This is a genomic window from Rhizobium sp. 05N49 (assembly GCF_056396805.1).
This window is the reverse complement of record NZ_JBFTME010000017.1, coordinates 114,594-129,204: the sequence shown is the minus strand read 5'-3', so window position 1 is coordinate 129,204 and position 14,611 is coordinate 114,594. Positions and strand designations below refer to the sequence as shown.

The 14,611-nt window shown below is 57.4% G+C and carries 10 protein-coding genes and 6 pseudogenes; 9 read left to right on the top strand and 7 right to left on the bottom strand.

Annotated features, from left to right (window positions below; all coding sequences use genetic code 11):
* A pseudogene (locus tag AC1DF8_RS27600) lies at window positions 1–119 on the top strand (IS630 family transposase); the annotation flags it as partial.
* Window positions 120–128: 9 nt separating this feature from the next.
* On the opposite strand, the pseudogene AC1DF8_RS27595 reads toward AC1DF8_RS27600, so the two are convergent.
* A pseudogene (locus tag AC1DF8_RS27595) lies at window positions 129–892 on the bottom strand (IS5 family transposase).
* An 83-nt stretch (window positions 893–975) separates the two neighbouring features.
* On the opposite strand from AC1DF8_RS27595, the pseudogene AC1DF8_RS27590 reads away from it, so the two are divergent.
* From AC1DF8_RS27590 to AC1DF8_RS27580, 3 genes and pseudogenes are all read left to right on the top strand, one after another.
* Window positions 976–1,074, top strand: a pseudogene (locus tag AC1DF8_RS27590) (hypothetical protein); the annotation flags it as partial.
* A gap of 7 nt (window positions 1,075–1,081) precedes the next feature.
* Window positions 1,082–1,418 (top strand): annotated as a pseudogene (locus AC1DF8_RS27585) (transposase); the annotation flags it as partial.
* Window positions 1,419–1,465: 47 nt separating this feature from the next.
* Window positions 1,466–1,690: a DUF6429 family protein gene (locus AC1DF8_RS27580; RefSeq protein ID WP_478155793.1), complete on the top strand. Its 225-nt coding sequence runs from the start codon at window positions 1,466–1,468 to the stop codon at window positions 1,688–1,690.
* A gap of 42 nt (window positions 1,691–1,732) precedes the next feature.
* On the opposite strand, the pseudogene AC1DF8_RS27575 reads toward AC1DF8_RS27580, so the two are convergent.
* Window positions 1,733–2,026: pseudogene (locus tag AC1DF8_RS27575) on the bottom strand (transposase); the annotation flags it as partial.
* A gap of 157 nt (window positions 2,027–2,183) precedes the next feature.
* Window positions 2,184–2,702: a hypothetical protein gene (locus AC1DF8_RS27570; protein WP_446983743.1), complete on the bottom strand. Its 519-nt coding sequence runs from the start codon at window positions 2,700–2,702 to the stop codon at window positions 2,184–2,186.
* A 1,498-nt stretch (window positions 2,703–4,200) separates the two neighbouring features.
* Between AC1DF8_RS27570 and AC1DF8_RS27565 the strand changes: the two genes are divergently transcribed.
* Window positions 4,201–4,494 carry an HdeA/HdeB family chaperone gene (locus AC1DF8_RS27565; protein WP_478155792.1) on the top strand — a complete coding sequence of 98 codons (294 nt, stop codon included), beginning with the start codon at window positions 4,201–4,203 and terminating at the stop codon, window positions 4,492–4,494.
* 83 nt (window positions 4,495–4,577) lie between these two features.
* Entirely contained in the window at window positions 4,578–4,835 is a 258-nt protein-coding gene (locus AC1DF8_RS27560; RefSeq protein WP_027688628.1) for a hypothetical protein, read from the top strand.
* Between the two features lie 241 nt (window positions 4,836–5,076).
* On the opposite strand, the gene AC1DF8_RS27555 is transcribed toward AC1DF8_RS27560, so the two are convergent.
* Entirely contained in the window at window positions 5,077–5,286 is a 210-nt protein-coding gene (locus tag AC1DF8_RS27555; RefSeq protein ID WP_478155791.1) for a helix-turn-helix domain-containing protein, read from the bottom strand.
* 116 nt (window positions 5,287–5,402) lie between these two features.
* Here AC1DF8_RS27555 and AC1DF8_RS27550 point away from each other — a divergent pair, with 116 nt between their 5' ends.
* Window positions 5,403–6,293: a LysR family transcriptional regulator gene (locus AC1DF8_RS27550; RefSeq protein WP_478155790.1), complete on the top strand. Its 891-nt coding sequence runs from the start codon at window positions 5,403–5,405 to the stop codon at window positions 6,291–6,293.
* 1,056 nt (window positions 6,294–7,349) lie between these two features.
* Here the strand turns inward: AC1DF8_RS27550 and AC1DF8_RS27545 are convergent.
* A pseudogene (locus AC1DF8_RS27545) lies at window positions 7,350–7,700 on the bottom strand (transposase); the annotation flags it as partial.
* 226 nt (window positions 7,701–7,926) lie between these two features.
* Here AC1DF8_RS27545 and AC1DF8_RS27540 point away from each other — a divergent pair.
* On the top strand, window positions 7,927–8,298 hold the full coding sequence (locus AC1DF8_RS27540; protein WP_478155789.1) for a DUF1330 domain-containing protein: 372 nt from the start codon (window positions 7,927–7,929) through the stop codon (window positions 8,296–8,298).
* A 279-nt stretch (window positions 8,299–8,577) separates the two neighbouring features.
* On the opposite strand, the gene AC1DF8_RS27535 is transcribed toward AC1DF8_RS27540, so the two are convergent.
* Together AC1DF8_RS27535 and AC1DF8_RS27530 are read right to left on the bottom strand one after the other, a co-directional pair.
* Window positions 8,578–9,441: an NAD(P)-dependent oxidoreductase gene (locus AC1DF8_RS27535; protein WP_478155788.1), complete on the bottom strand. Its 864-nt coding sequence runs from the start codon at window positions 9,439–9,441 to the stop codon at window positions 8,578–8,580.
* A 518-nt stretch (window positions 9,442–9,959) separates the two neighbouring features.
* Window positions 9,960–10,490, bottom strand: a complete 531-nt coding sequence (locus AC1DF8_RS27530; RefSeq protein WP_478155787.1) for an SRPBCC family protein — start codon at window positions 10,488–10,490, stop codon at window positions 9,960–9,962.
* Between the two features lie 816 nt (window positions 10,491–11,306).
* Here AC1DF8_RS27530 and AC1DF8_RS27525 point away from each other — a divergent pair.
* Window positions 11,307–14,240 carry an ATP-binding protein gene (locus AC1DF8_RS27525; protein ID WP_478155786.1) on the top strand — a complete coding sequence of 978 codons (2,934 nt, stop codon included), beginning with the start codon at window positions 11,307–11,309 and terminating at the stop codon, window positions 14,238–14,240.
* The last annotated feature ends 371 nt before the right edge of the window (window positions 14,241–14,611 follow it).

The window sequence follows — 14,611 nt, the reverse complement described above, 5'->3', positions numbered from 1 at the left end:
AAACCCACAACGAGAACCCCACCCCGTACAAGTGGGTCAAATCCGCCGACCAAATCCTCGCGTCGGTCAAGCGCTTCTGCCAGAAGACAATGAACCGAACTTCAGATTCAGGTGACTAGGCCGTCGACTCATAAACTCTGACACCAGATCCTTGCGGCGACGAGTTTGACAGCTGCGAGATAATTTTCCGGGCGCTTGTCGTAGCGAGTGGCGATACCTCGAAACTGTTTGATCTTGTTGAAGAAACGCTCCACAAGGTTGCGTTGCCTGTAAACCCAGCGCGAGAACGAGAAGGAGCCCTTGCGGGTCGCCTTCGGCGGGATGTTGGCCCAGGCCTTGCGCTCGGCCGCCTTGGCTCGGATGGCGTTGGTGTCATAGCCCTTATCTACAAGCAGGATATCACCTTCGCCGAGGTCGTCCGTCAGCGCATCGGCTTCAGTGCAGTCGGCAATCTGGCCGCCGGTCAGACGGAGCGTGACTGGACGACCTTCGGCATCGACGAGCACGTGGATTTTGCTCGTGAGCCCACCGCGGGAACGTCCCATGCCACCATCGTCTCGATCCCCTTTTTTCCCGTGGCCGCGTGCTGGTGAACGCGAACACAGGTCGAGTCGATCATGACTATGTCGCTGTCACAAGCCTCTGAAACGGCTTCAAGAAGACGATCCCAGACACCGGCCTTCCGCCAACGCACGAAGCGGTTGTAGCAGGTGGTTGGCGGCCCATAACGTTCAGGAACTTCCGCCCACGGCGAGCCGGTTCGGAAGCGCCACAGGATGCCGTTCAGGACCCGCCGGTCATCGACACGAGGAACGCCGCGGGGCTTGTTCGGCAGTAGTGGAGAAATAATGGACCATTCGTGGTCCGTGAGTTCGTAGCGGCGGCGTGTCATCATTGCTCCTAATTCGGAAGCCTTGAATCACGCGCAACGCAATACGCCAAGAGAATTTATGAGTTTACTGCCTAGGGGTTTCGCCGAACACCATCAAGAAGCATTTGTCTGCGATCTTCGCGAAGATGGGTGTCAGCCGCCGCGCGGGTCTCATCCGCCTCGTCATGGATGCCCGCCCTTAATCCGAACGACTCGACCTGTGTTCGCGTTCACCAGCACGCGGCGCCGGAAAAAAGGGGATCAGGACGATGGTGGCATGGGACGTTCCCGCGGCGGGCTTACGAGTAAAATCCACGCGCTCGTCGATGCAGAAGGTTGGCCAGAGACGCTCCGCCTGACCGGCGGGCAGATTGCCGATTGCACTGAGGCCGATGCGCTGACGGGCGGCCTCAGCGAAGGTGACATCCTGCTTGCAGACAAGGGCTATGATAGTAACGCCATCCGAGCAAAGGTGGCAGAGCGCAAGGCCTGGGCCAACATTCCGCCAAAGGGAAACCGCAAGGGCTCTTTCTCATTCTCGCGCTGGTTTTAAAGGCAACGAAATTGGAGTCCCGCGTGTGATAGCATGGCAGAATGGCGATCGATGAGGACAAAATCGATGACGCGGTCCTGGCACTGTTATGGCTGACGCTCCACAACGAATGTTGCGCCTGGAAGGGATTTGACTTGGCGACGACGGACCGGTTGCATGAGAAGGGACTGATCTGTGTTCCGGTGAACAAGTCGAAGTCGCGGGTCCTGACGGACGAAGGTCTACGGCGTTCGGGAGAACTGTTCCGCCGGTTGTTTACACGGTAAAATCCAGTTTCGGCCTTCACCCACAGCCCGGCGTTCAGGTTTTGGTGGAGTGGCCTGCTTCACCGGCATAAAAGTTTCCGGCACGACGAGCGCCGGCACAAAACCATGGTTTGTTTCTGACCGTGCAAACCCTGGCGAACCGATTTGCGCCAACGGTTCAACAGGGAGCGGCTGATGCCGTACTGACGGGCCGTGGCCGACGCACGGCCTCTCCCCGCAAACCTTTTCTGCGACAATCCGCAGCTTCTCATCTTCCGTAAATCGACGCCGCCGTCCGGTGTTGATCACCCCAAGACGGCTTACAAGAGACCCACTATCTCCTTCAAAAACCTCCATGTCGGAAACTGTCCTTGGGAATAAGGACAGGGTCTGAACTATTTTACTCAATATTCACAGGCGGTCTCGTTCGGACGGATACTACCCGTGCCATTTTCCCGAACGCGCAACACGACGTAGTCTCCCGGGTTTACGGCCAGGCCTTTCTACATCAGGATCAATGCTTAAGGCACTTCCGGCCCATTTCCATTGCCTTGTAAGTTCCTTTCAGGTCGACGACGAAGGTTCCCTTGGTTTCTGGAAACACGATCATTTCATATTTCTTCGCGACGGCGCGTTTGAATTCCGGGCTGTTCGTCAGGATGTAGCCGCCCGAATATCCGCCCTTGAGTTCTCCATGGGTGCTGGTGGCGACACCGCTATAGAGATGGCCGGCGATGGAGACGAAGACTTCCGACTTGGTCCCGTTCTGAAGGCCGATATCAGCCTTCGAGAACACGCCGAGATATCCGACGTCCTGATTTGCGGTAACGCCCATCTGCACCGAACCTGAACCGAAGTCGCGCACGATCAGGCAATCTCCGCGGGTTTGATTGGTATAGACGGTCCAGTCCTCAACCTCGCCGTATTTGACGAGCACATCACTGGCGCTGGGAACGGGATTTTGTCCGTAGGCTGCCATCGCAAACGAAAGCGCCACTGACATTGTCGCGATAAGTGTCACGAAGCTTCTCATTGATATCCCCTTTTGGTGTGCAGGCGGAATTGTTCTGTGGCCGCCGCAATGATCTGCGCGACGAACGGGATGACCCGAAATAATCGGCGCCAGTAAAATATCCAAATGCAAGGCGGTCGTGAAATCCTTCGGGCACTGCTCTGACCGATTGGCATAACGCCGATGGCGGATCTGGATGTTTGGAACCTCCATTCCAATCATCGCGGTCCGAACGCAATCGTATATGTAATCGACATATAAGAAAGATAAATATTAGATTATCCTAAAAAGAAAGTATTTCCAAATGCCACCTGGCATAATCGTTCGGTCATGGTTGCGATTTCACTAGGCTTCTGGGTCCGAGTAAACTTGCGCTCCATCGCGGCATCTTTCGCCTTGGCTTTGCACGGTCGCGACTGAACGCATTCAGTTCAGCAATCCGAAGATGTCTATTGCCGCGCCGATGTTCTCGATCATGTGGGTCATCTTGGCGCCGAGGGTTTCAAGCCGATATCCGGCTACGAGGAGAAAGCATGAAACTTGCTCGAACAAGTCCGCACGCTGTACGCCTCCTTGAGGCGCATTCTCGCCATATCGCCGACGGAGAGGACCGTGATGAGGCGCTTATAGCCCCGGAAAATCCCATCTCCTGCTAAGCCATAATCGGGGAGCACCTCAGGGAAGCGCGTTCGCGGAGATCGGTGACCGCTCTTAGGGCGTGGCAGTTGAAAAATAGACCGAGCTTGCTGTCAGGATTGATCGGAAATCGCGTGCTTTAGGAACCGGGCTCGGCATAGTCTCCCGCTCGGGATATGTGCGGATCTTCACATTAATACGTTGAAGGTGAAGAGCCGAAAGTTCCCCTAAGGCCGAGCCCTGCGAAGAGCGTTTCTTGTTTGTTGCGACGATGCACTTCCGCTCGCACAAGTGGGTGGCCCGTCATGCAGCCCTTTTACTCCTGAGGTCGGCCTCTACCGACTTGCGCAGCGCGTCGATGATGTTCACGACGTTGGAAGACGTGAATGGCATCTTCGACCTTGTCCTTCGCAGCTTTCTTCCCGCGCCGGTGCAGTTAATGCCGCAAACGAACCGGCCGCCTTGCCTTAAGAATTGCAGCACGGGGCACTTCGAGCTTTCCAATCCTCCGAGCGCGACCCCGCCTTCTGGGCGGGCCGGCACACCAGAGTAGAACAAACCTTTGAAAGGTCTCATCGATATTTTCTGGCGCATGGTGAACAAAATCCCGCCACCTCTGCTGACCGTAGCGGATCGCCATCACGGTGGTGCTTGCACCGTTCGGTGGCGCCTGAGCAGGCCGTGTGGTTTACCGAGAAGGCGAGGCATCCTTCGCAAATAGAAACTGCGTGTATCCTTCAACGTATCGTGCTATTATTAGCTGTTTCTAAATTGCGACCTGCCGCGATCAGAGTTGACCGCGGCCCCTTGTGATTTCCAAACATATCACTGCACACACGAACCCTCGCTCTGGTAAGGGGCAAGGGTGTTTGGGAGGACGACTATGATGCGCTTTGTTTCAATCGCAATTGCAGTTGCAGGTCTTGGCTTGGCAGGCCAGGCCTTGGCCGCGGAAGTGGACATGTCAAAGGTCACCTGTAAGGAAGTTGGCGACATGCCTGCCGCCAAAACCATCGGCGTGGCCATGTGGGTGAACGGGTACGTTCATGGAAAAGCTGGCAGTGCGATGATCGACGGCGAAAAGGCTCACGCCAACGCGGAGAAGGTCGCCGCCTATTGCAAGAGCAACACCGGCTCTACGGTGGCAGACGCCATGGAAGCGGTCTCTAAAATGTAGCAGAACCTGTGACAGTGGCGGCATTCACGCCGCCACTGAGAGCATCAAGGCTATAATTATGGCCTCTTAACGGGAGACGGACCATGTTCGGACTCAAGTCTTTCACCGCTGCCTCGATGGCTGCAATATTCCTCATGGGCATGCCAGTAATGTCCGTCGCAACAGAGCAGGGACAGCAGCGCAAATCTGCGCGTGATGTCCGCCAAGACACCCGCCAGGGCGCGCGGGATACAAAGCAGGACTGCCGCGCGGCCAACGACCAAAGCAATGCTGCATGCCGGCAGGATAAACGCGCCACCAAGCAAAAAGGTCGTCAAACAGGACGAGACATCAAATACTAAGGTTTGAAGTCACGCGTATCGACGACGCGGAACGCCGGGCTGCGGCTCTGCGCATAGTCGTCCTTGTCAAAGTGATAGTAAACGCCGTTGATGCACGGTCTGCATGTCGAGATAGCCTCAAAAGCTCAGCAATATCAAAGCGCCGAACTTAAAGTGGTTCGCAATCAGAGAGGCGGCGGTTCAGATCCGTTCAAGGCGGCCATGTCCGACTCGACGCCGCTAGCACGTGGCGCCCGAATTCCTAGGATTTCTTAAGCAGTTCGGCCGCGTCAACTCCCAATACGTTTGCCAAGCGGTCGACCACCTCAATGGTTGGGCTGTAAACGACGCGCTCCAAAGAACTGATGTAAGTTCGGTCGAGGTCCGCCTGATGAGCAAGCTCTTCCTGGGACAGGCCTTTGGCCTGTCGAAGCAGCCTGAGATTTCGAGCGAACGCTTCGCGTATATCCATAAGCTGAGCCAAGCAGCTTGTAGAGTATTCATCTACGGAGTATACTCTACAAAACAGCGTGGAAGCTTGGACGCTTCCGACTGCCTCCAGGTATCGGTCGAGAAGGCGAACAACGAATGGAACTACGCCAGCTATCCTACTTCGTTGCCGTGGCCGAGGAGCTGCATTTCGGCAGGGCGGCTGCCAAGGTGCATATCGCCCAGCCGGCTCTGTCGAATCAGGTGATGGCGCTGGAGAAGGAACTTGGCGTGCAGCTCTTCATCCGTTCGACCAGGCGGGTAGAACTGACGCGGGCAGGTGCGGCCTTCTACGAGCGGTCTGTTCGGATCCTGAGCGAAGTCGACCTGTCGAGGGAGATCGCCCGCTCGATTGCCGGCAAGACGACGAAGAGGATTGCGATCGGCACGGTCTATCCTGCCACGATCGGCGTGCTGCCGTCCTTCCTGTCGCGCATTGCCCGCAAATATCCCGATATCCGCATGCATATCGAAAGCGGCACCACCGATGACATCATCCGCCATATCGAGGCAGGCCGCATCAATCTCGGCTTCATCCGGCCGGTCGAGAATATCGGCTCCTTGCGCTTCTTCTCGATTGCCCATGAGCGCTACCTGCTGGCGGTCGCCAAGCAGAGCCCGCTGTCCTTGAAGAGCGAGATCGATCTCGAGGATCTCAGGGATGAGAAGATCATTTCCTTTTCCCGCCAGAACCTCTCCTACAGCGAGCGCTATTTCGCGGAAAAGTTCGAGGAGCATGATCTGACCGACAATGTCGCCTATACCTGCGACGACACTTTCTCGCTGGTGTCATTGGTCTCAGCCGGGCTTGGCATCGGCTTCGTGCCGGAATGGACGCAGGATCTGCCGAACCGAGGCTTCGAACTGAAGAAGGTGAGGGGGATCGACTTCAAGATCGGGCTGGGTGTCGCCTGGAACAGGGAGGATCCGACCGCTGGTCGCGACGACATCATCGATATCGCACGATCGTTGGTACGGCTGGGCAGGTGAAGGCGCGGGAGATTTCTGCAGATGATGCGTTTTGCCACTGGCATGCCCAATTAGCAGGATATGATCGCGATGGCACAATCGAAAGCATAGGGTCACCGCCATGAGCCGACATGCTACACTCCAATCAGGTTTCCAGTCGCATGGAAATGGCATGTCGGAAAGATTGGAGCTCATTCTTCAGTGTTTGAAATCTGCCAGACCGATTGCCGAGAAAAACCCAGTGCTTGGCAGAGTGGTCGAACGCATCGACGAGGCGATCCTCGAGGCAGAGAGCCTTTTGAGGGCAGCGCGCGGCAACGATCAACGAAAGCATTGACGCGGAAAACGGCGCCTGCCCGAAGGGGACGACGAGGCGTGGGTCGGGAGTGGCCGGCAATAAGTGCCACGGTGACGCGCATTCCCGTTTTCTCGCGCGTGTCGGCGCGGTCGCTATGCTGAAAGCTCCGATATGCTTCTCTGTCTCCTGACATATCCTTTCGCGCCCGCATCTGTCGAAAGCTGCAATCCCGACGGCGGCCGAATGATCTGAGTTCTAGATAAGTCCACACTCTAAAATGAATGACAATTTTTTCGCAGCGGCATCTTTATGCCCGCGTGGCTGCTCGTCCCACAGGCGATGTCGCTGTCGTTCCGCTTCGACAGACGAGTTGTGGACTCCCTCGAGGCCAGAGCCGAGCGCCATGACGCTTCGATCGGCTGCGCAGCGGACAGGCGCGTCAATAGCAGAGAGTGCGCAACATGCCCTGGTAGTTTGGTTTGGATGTGCAGTCCGCCCCTTCCGACGCGTGCTGGACGTTGCTGTCGTGAGACGGCTTGGCCGCGGCGGCGGGCGGTGGAGTTGAACAGGCCGCACACATAAGAGTGGACGCCAACGCGGCAACGACAGACGTTTTCAATCTTCGTCCTCCCGAACCTGCGCGATGAAGTCACAGACCAATCCTGCCATACGAGAGGATTCTGTCGGCGCCTATGATGACACCGACCGGATCGCGATTTTGCCTGCCAATTTCATGCGCTGGCTTGCCTTTCGTCAAGGGGCGACGGTGCTATTCACATGTCCTGGGCAAAAGCGGTTGCAATGAATGCTGAGACCACGCGTCGACCGCTCTTGCCGGCATGCGCCATCGCATTGCGCATGAAGTGAACCCTGCATCTTTGCAGGTAGCGGAAAGGACGTTGGACACGGCGGCTTTGATGCCTTCGTGCAATCGGACACGGCGAGCTTGACACCACGCAAACCGCGCCGTGTAAGCCTACGCAGGAACTTCGTCCAGATCTGCTCAGCCTCAGAGGTACCGCTTTCCAAGCCGGGCACTTCGCGTCGACCATCGGTGTTGACGCCGAGGCGATGATCACCGCGACGGAGACGATGCGTCCGCCACGCCGGACCTTGAGATAAGTCGCATCGTCGGAGCGCATGGTTTGGCCGAACACACCGTCTATTTTCACGACGGACGCATCTTGGCCGCTTGGTACGAGAACAGGTCGGCCTTCCGTCACCTCACCGTTGATCCTCGCTCATAAGGTGCTGGCTGGCGCAGGATGGAAACTGGCGTTCCTGACAGTTTCTGACGGACCACGGATTTAATCTTCACGGCGGCGCAAGAACGGCGCCTGAGGAAAGGAAAGCTTAATGGTTGCGTTTTCACCCGACGTCTTTGCCAATTTTCTGGCTGAAGAGGACGATGCCCCCGTCGTGATGTTGAACCTTCTTCGATTCGCTCCCGACGGTGGTCGGGAACGGCATCTCGAGTACCTGAGAATGGCAGAACCGATTCTCGCTCGCTTCGGCGCCAAGATCCTGTTCCGCGGTGATGGTCTGGAGATACTGACAACTGGCGACGGGCAGGGATGGGATGCCGTCTTGCTGGTGCAATATCCCAGGCGGACCGCGTTCAAGGAGATGGTGGAAGACCCGGAGTACCAGGTGGCGTTCCAGATCGGAAAATCCGCGCTCGCCGATATCGTCCTGCAACCTCTCAAGCCCTCAACAGGCCTCCGATAAACGAGATCGGCGGAATGTGGTCGTGGTCGGCCTCGAAGACGTTGTGAAGGATCTCCATACTAACCGGCTTGCGAGGACAAGTGCTCGAGCAAGGTGTATTCAGTCGGGCATCGACGTCTTGACGCCTCTAAAAATCGCCGCTGCCGTGCCTCCAGAACTCCGTCAGCCTCATCCACTACCCAGCCTGCCCGATAGCTGCCACTCAAGGGCGGCTGGGTCGATTGCTGTAGGATGCTCGGCGAGCCTTGTCCGCACAAGATGCTGATGTCAGGGAGCCCCTCAAACAAGAAAGGACGCGGCAATATCAAGGTTTCCATAACCTGCCTCGGCCGCCCGACGGAACCGATTCAGCCCCGCTTCGACCAGGTCCACCTGTACGGAGGAGTCTTTGAGAGCCTCCAGGACGAGACCAGCGTCCTTCATTCCATTCTCGACCGAAAAGTTGGTGGTGTAGTCGCCCGCCAGCATCGCGGCACCTTTGATCTGCAGGTAGCCGCTGTCGAGCGGTCCGCCCTTGAGCGCATCCATCACGTGGTTCGGATCGACGCCGAGCGTCGAGGCAATCTTCAGGGTTTCTGCGGTGCCGTGGGTCAGTGCCAGGACATAGGCATTCAAAGCCAGCTTCAGCCGGCTGCTGTCGCCCGGAGTTTCTGAGACCCAGATCGTCCTCTGGCCAATGGCGTCAAAGATGGATTGCACGTCGCTGCGAGCGCCTTCGGGGCCGGAGGCGAGAACGACGAGGCGTCCCTGTTCGGCAGTCGCGCGTGTCCCCAGCACTGGAGCATCGTAGAATGCGATGCCATGGCCGGAGGCGAGGGCTGCCAGCGAGAGGGTCGCGTCAACACCAACGGTGCTAAGCTGAATCCAAGCCGTCTTTCTTTGATCGAGCTCGGCGGACCGCAGAGCACTTTCGACGGCCGGGCCGTCCTTGAGGATGGTGATGATTAGCCCGGATCCGTCTAAGGCATCATTGACGTCCTCGCATACCGTGATGCCGTTGTCGGCAAGTGGGCGTGCATTTTCAATGGTCCGGTTCCAGACCCGAACACTGAAGCCTTTTGCAGCAAGGTTCCGCGCGACCGCACTGCCGATGATCCCGGTTCCAAGGATGGTGACGCTCAAAGGCGAATTATTGGATGTCATGAGAAATCCCTTTCGATGTTCGATGCATGGCGCAGGCCCGTTGGGGCGGTGCCGTATTTTGCGAAGAAGGCCGACGAAAAATGAGAGGAGGGCTACAAAGCCGCAGGTTCTGCTAATCTCCGCAATGGGTTGATCAGTTGACAGTAACATCCGGTGGGCGGCCGCAAGCCGGATATCGAAAAGAAGGCGTAGCGGCGTTTCCCCCGTTTTTCTGTTTGAAGAGACGAGTGACGTGTTACTTGCTCACGCATGCCTCGGAGGCCAGTTGTCGAGTGTTAACTGCTCTCCGCAATGGACATGAACTCGATCACCCGGGTTAGGGCAAGTTACCAACGCGAAGGTTCTCGCGGCTAGTCCTCCCGTTATTTCGCCCGCCGACCGCACCGCTTGGCCCTTGGTCGCACGAATGGGAGATCGCCCAGTCCGTTGCCAGCAAGACGACACGCAGGGGGCAATCGGTATCGCCTATCGAGCACGACGGGGTGCTGGCGGCGATTAGCCTTCGGCGGCGGGGGATTTCAACGCAAGTCGTGCTCTAACTGTTGAGCGAGGGCTTTCAAGCCGGTCCGGTAGATACCGGATACCACGGAGACTGCCTCCGCCTCAGTCGCACCGACAGGTTTGAATTCACCTGACCACTCCACCACAGACCCGCTGCCAGCATCGCTTTGGGTGACGCCCAGTGTCGACAGATAGGCGCCGACGGGAATTGGCGCCTCGACAAGTTCATAGGTATAGCTGCGTTTGGCCTGATCAAATCTTGTCAGCCTTTCCGAAAATTGCGCACCCTCCACTGTTGAAAAGCGGCGGACGCGGCCGCCGTCATGGAGTTCCAGACTCGAAACAAAGGGAAGCCAGTCGGGCAGAGAACCGAACCCGCCGATCAGTTTCCACACCTGGTCGGGTGAAACGGGAAGCGCAATTTTTTCAATGACGGATGCCATGTCGTTTCTCCTTTTCATCGTCCGTGTCCATGTCCGGCTCACGCGCCCGGTCGCGGCCTGTTGAGTGAAGGCTAGGATCGCCGCCATCGACTTGTCCTCGTGCATGCAGTTCATCCTGAAGCGTAGATCAGTTCGCCGCAAAACAGGCGTTAAAGTTCGTAACGCGCGGTCAATTGAGCGCTTCCGCCCGGGCATATCGCGTTAACAAGGTCGGCTGTCATCGGCACGTGGATGTCAAATCGCCATGAAGGCAGTCACCGCCGAGGCAACTATGTCCAGCGACCAAAGGCTGCGCTATTTTGCTTTCTCTCGGCTGCAATTGTCATTGCAAGCCCCGCCGCAGTCGCCAGTTTTTTCTGCTCGAAGCCGCTGACTCTGCCGTGGCGACATGCATCAGGATTTCCCCGTGCGTTCTTGATTGTGTGCGCTCTCGGCCCTGCTCGATCACGTGTCGACCCATCGCGAGAGCGGCAAGCGGGTTCAAACCGCATCGCTCTCGGCAATTATCGTCGGTCAGATGTCTATCGCTTACGCGTGCGAAGCCGTGACCTCTGCTTTCAGAGGGCTCTCGATCGCAGATCCGTGCTAGCCAGCACAACGTTGTGGCCCCGGGGGGCACGCTATTGTCCTACGCTGTGTCGCAGGCTTTCGACACAACCGTTTCAAAGTGTCGCCCGGCCAATCGACGATAGCAGCCTTCGCCGGCGCTTCAGGTCAGTCGCTGACAGCCGTCAGATTGGCTTCTCGGGATGCCAAGTTGTGACAGATAGGCTGATGCAATTTTGAAGGTTATCGCATATTCGCGATCACGCTCAAGGTGTTCAATTTGAAATTAACCTCTTTTAACCGCCTCGCCCGCGCTTCTGGGGTAAAACTATCAGTGTGTGACAGATCGGCGATAGACTAAGGTAATTTTTCGCGATGCATGACGGCCCCCCGGATGGCGTTTTCGCATTTGGACCATTTCAAGTCGAACCGCACGGCAGAAAGTTCCGGCGCGACGGTCTGGACGTGCCGATTGGAGGTCGGGCTTTCGATCTTCTCGTTGCATTGATTCAAAAGCCGGGCGAGATCATTTCAAACCGCGAACTCCTGGCCTCTGCATGGGCAGGGTTGAGCGTTGAGGATTCCAATATCCGCGTCCAGATGGCGCGTCTGCGAAGAACGCTTGGTTGCGGGGAGCCTGGCACTCGCTACATCACAAGCGTCGCGGGGCGGGGGTATTGTTTTGTGGAACCCGTCACAAGACAGGTGTCCGAGGAAGCGCAGCTTGGCGAAGTCGACCGGATCGACACGAACCCCGATCTCCACATCACGATGGACACAGGCCGCGGAACGGAAACTTTGCCGGCCGGTGAGGGACGCCTGGTCGGTCGCGCGGACCAACTTGTCGAGCTGGCCGAAACCGTCAAACAGAGACGTTTCGTAACGATTGTGGGATCGGGCGGCGTCGGAAAGACGTCACTTGCAGTCACGGTGGCCCGACGCATTGACGACTTCGACAGAGTTTATTTCATAGACCTCGACATGGTCGACCATCCGGATCGCGTTCCTGATGCCATCGCCTCGATAACCGGGGCTGACGCCGGAGCCAATGAGACGGTCCTTGACCGGCTCTGCGATCATGTTTCCCGTCAGCGCAGTCTGATCATCTTCGACAATTGCGAACACGTAATCGATGCGATTGCCCAGATAGCAGACTTCATGCTCTCACGAGGGAGCAACACACATTTTCTCGCCACCAGTCGCGAAGCGCTTCGGCTTCGAGGAGAGGTAATTTATCTTCTTCCTCCACTCGCCATGCCGCCGGCCACCGGTCGGCTCACGGCGAAACGGGCTCTCTCTTGGCCCTCTGTTCAGCTCTTTATGGAGAGGGCAGCCAGAAGTGGTCATCGGGGAGGGCTGCGAGACGAGCATGCAGCCCTCGTTGCTGAAACATGTCGACGGCTCGACGGCAATCCGCTCGCGATCGAAATCATGGCAAGCCGGGTCGGAAACTATGGGCTCGCAAGGCTGGCGGTCGCAGATAATCAGCTCGCTTTGCGATGGAAAGGACGTCGTGCTGCTTCTCCACGGCACCAAACCCTGGAAGCAATGATCGACTGGAGTTACGAGCTGCTCTCGGACGCGGGGAAGAGAGTACTCCATCGTCTGTCGGCCTTTGCCGGCACCTTTTCGCAGGACGCGGCCCTGATTGTCGCTGGCGACGGCGACATTGCGACGGATGAAGTCATGCTTTCTCTGGGTGAGCTCGTGGAAAAGTCACTCCTTTGGTGGGAGCCATTCGGAGAGACGTCCCGCTACCGACTTCTGGACATGACCAGGACTTATGCGGAAGGCAAGCTCGCCCAGTCAGGGAAGGGCGCAAGTGTGCGGCGGCTGCACGCGCTCTACTACATGGAACATTTGCGCACAGTTGCGGCACAGGAGAGCTTTGCGTTGAAAGACCGAGCCAAGCCTCCGGTGGTATCCGATCTGGACAATATCCGTGCAGCACTGAATTGGGCCTTTTCTGAACAAGGCGACGTGGCGCTCGCCGTCGAGATGAGCGCTCTGATGGCTGCTGTTCTCCTTCGAATGTGGCGTCTCAATGAATGCAGCAAATGGTGCAGGCAGGCGCTGTCGATACTGCCGATAAACTTCCGCGCGACGAAACTGGAGTTGGACCTTCTCGAGAGCCTTTCCGTCGCTATGGTCTATGCCGGGGATCATCTGGACGAGACGGCGTCTATTCTTCAACGCGGTCTGGAACTCGGCAGGAATTTGAGCGACAGCCGTCGAACGTTTCATCTCCAGTCAGGCTTGCATCTTCTGTCTCTGAGATCGGGGGATTTTCGCAAGAGTCTTGATCTCGCAAAGCGCTACGCGACCGAGGCGACGATCCGCGGCGGTCCGACAGAAACCGCTGTTGCAGAATGGCTGCTCGGTACGACCTTTCATATGGTTGGAGACCAGCGCCTTGCAGACAAGGCCTATCGGGCCGGATTTGATCGTGCGAGCAGGTCAGGCAGGCTCGACCTGGGACAGTTCGAACGAGCACACGAGGCTCTTGCGAGAGTTTTGCACGCGCGCGTTCTGTGGCTGCATGGTTCCCACGCGTTGGGTGCGCGTCTTGCCGAGCAGGCGGTGACGTCCGCGAGAGCCGAGGCCGGCCCGCTCTGCATTTGTTTGCTCGTCGCGGCTGAGATCCAGTTTCTGTGTGGAGAAGTGCAAAAGGCAAAGCGCCTTGTCCGGGAACTCAACCATTTGGCACAACGGTATCGGTTCTCCGGGCTATATGCGGCTGGTGAGGCAATGCTCCATCAGCTGGAGCAGGAAGAATCGATCGGGGATCGCAACGTCGGTCCGCTTCGTGCTGTCGCGCTGCGCTCCTTGATGCTGGCCGGTGCGGCTGCGGCTGTCATTGGTTCGCTTGCGCAGACTTTAATCCGCACCGGTGCCTACGAAGAGGCAATTGCAACGATCGACACCGCACTTGCGCAGGACGAACGAAGTGGCGGGACATTCAGGCTTCCTGAGCTCCTGCGTGTGAAAGCCGAAATTCTGATGCAACTCCCGGAGCCGCCTCTGGACCTAGCCGATACGCTGCTAACAAAGGCCCTTCTCCTTTCGCGCGAGCATTCGTCTGTAAGTTGGGAATTGCGGATACGGATCGCAATAGCCCGCTTACGATTGATCGGCGGACACTCCAGTAGGGACCGGGCACTTTACACATTGCGGGAATTTCTAAGCCGGTTCGATGCCACAACCGACACCGCCGACCTTCGCTGTGCCACGCTGTTGCTGCAGCGTGCAGTTCCTGGTGGCGTGCTTGGAGGACAACCGATGTGCATCATCGAAGATGTCAGTGCCTGACTTCTACGATTCGACGAGCTCCAGTCAGGTGGGATGGTTCGCACGCGATCGATGATGCATCGATTGCGAGCTGACGGCGGCCCCGATAGACATATTCCAATGCAGACGTACCGCCAGAATACTTGTTAACCCGCAGCCCGCCCGCGCGGTGTCAAGATTTTCCGGATTTTACGCCAATTTGCTCGATTGTCTGCCGCCGTTCATGAATATTCGAATGCGCTCAAGCCACTGATGTTCGACTGGGACCGGGCGGGCGCTGAACTTTGCCCATTCTCATAGGAGACACGGGTTACGCTGCCGGTAGACAATGCGCCTGAGCCTGCGTCCTCGTAGATTGGCTCATCGAGTTGAATTCTCGGCAGGCGTCGAGC